The organism is Paraeggerthella hominis (assembly GCF_021044775.1).
GTDB classification, from domain to species: Bacteria; Actinomycetota; Coriobacteriia; order Coriobacteriales; family Eggerthellaceae; genus Paraeggerthella; species Paraeggerthella hominis.
The window spans coordinates 1-1486 of sequence record NZ_JAJNOQ010000024.1; the positions used below are offsets into that span (position 1 = coordinate 1).

1 protein-coding gene is annotated in these 1486 nt (G+C 69.7%); it reads right to left on the minus strand.

The genetic code is table 11. The features are described from left to right. Positions 1–113 precede the first annotated feature (113 nt). Positions 114–1283 (minus strand): IS110 family RNA-guided transposase, encoded by a 1170-nt coding sequence (locus tag LQE90_RS12295; protein WP_231088357.1) that lies wholly within the window; start codon positions 1281–1283, stop codon positions 114–116. Positions 1284–1486: the final 203 nt, after the last annotated feature.

Here is a 1486-nt window from a genome sequence, read left to right on the forward strand (position 1 = left end):
GGGGGGTGTTTCTATGGTTTTGTCAATTGCTTTTTCGGGATCGGGCCGTTTGATTCGGGCATGCTCGCGCAAACCCCGGCGGCAGGGCTCTTCTTCGGCGATTCGGCCGAGGACTAGGCTCGGACGTACGGGCGGGCGTCCCGCATGACGGCGAAGATGACCTTCAGCCTCTTTCGCGCCACGGCTTTGAGGGCCTTGTTGTGCCGCATTCCCCGCGCGCGGCACGCATCGTAGTAGCGGCCGAACTCGTTGTCAGTGCCGACGAGGGAGTTGCAGGAGAAGACGAGCAGGTTCTTGAGCTCCTTGTTGCCGGTCTTCGACGACGACGCCGAGTCCAGAGAGGTGCCCGACTGCCTGTTGCTCGGGGCGAGCCCGGTAAAAGACGCCAGCTTGTCGTGGCTCGAAAACAGGCCGATGTCGACTCCGGCGACGAGCGCCGAGGCGGTCTTCGGGCCGATGCCCGGAACGGCGAGCAGCGCCCGGTACACGGCGTCGCCGGCGAGCAGCGCGTCCATGGACTCCCTGACGGATGCCGCCCTGGCGAGGTCTTCCTCTATCCGCTCGGCGAGCATCCTCACCGCCGCGTCCTCCGCGGCCGTGTGCGGCCTGCCCGACTTCGCCGAAGCCGGGGCCGCGTCCCAAAGCCCGTCGGCCGCCGCCTCGGGCGCCCCCGACTTCTTCACGGCGAAGGTGCGGTAGCCCTTCCTGCCCGCCGCGGCTATGCCGGGGGCGCCCCCGAACCTGGACAGGACGCCCACCTGCCACGCCGCCCCCAGGTCGACGGCCGCCTCGAAGGCGGGGTCGACCTCGAGCAGCGCCGAGCGCAGGCGGTTCTTCGACTGCGTGGAGCATTTCGTCAGGAAGCGCCGCTGCGATGCGAGCAGCCTTGTCTCGGCGCCGCTGCCGGCGTCCTCGGCCACGGGCCGCAGGCACCACGGCATCCCGATGGCGGTGCGCGCGATGGCCTCGGCGTCTATCTCGTCGGTCTTGGCGGCACCGGGGAACATGTCCCGGGCGCGCTTCATCGCCAGGCCCGGCAGGTAGGCGACCTCCATGCCCGCGGCCCTCGCGCGCTCGAGCACGAGGGCCCCGATGTTGCGCTTCTGGTCGACGACGACGAGCGCCCCTTCGCCCGCGAGCGCGAGCGTCTCGTCTATGGGGCCCTCCCTGTTCTCAAGCGCCTTGTTGAAGAGTATCTCCCCGGACGCCCGGGAGACGGCGCACGCCCGATGCGCCGCCTTGCCCACGTCGAATCCGATGCAGATCGTCCTTGCGGCCTCCATGATGCTATCCTTTCGGCATGTTGGCTGACCGCGCGGGCCGCAGCTTCGGCACCCACATTACAGAGCCGCGCCCTTTCGGGCCGGCAGGTTTCTATCAGCCTTCGCCGCGGCGCCCGTCCCCGGTGGCAACACCCCCCGGGCCTTCGCGAGAGGCAGGGACGAAGGGCCATCCGGGGCGGGTCGGCCAGCAACCCCGCAGGGTC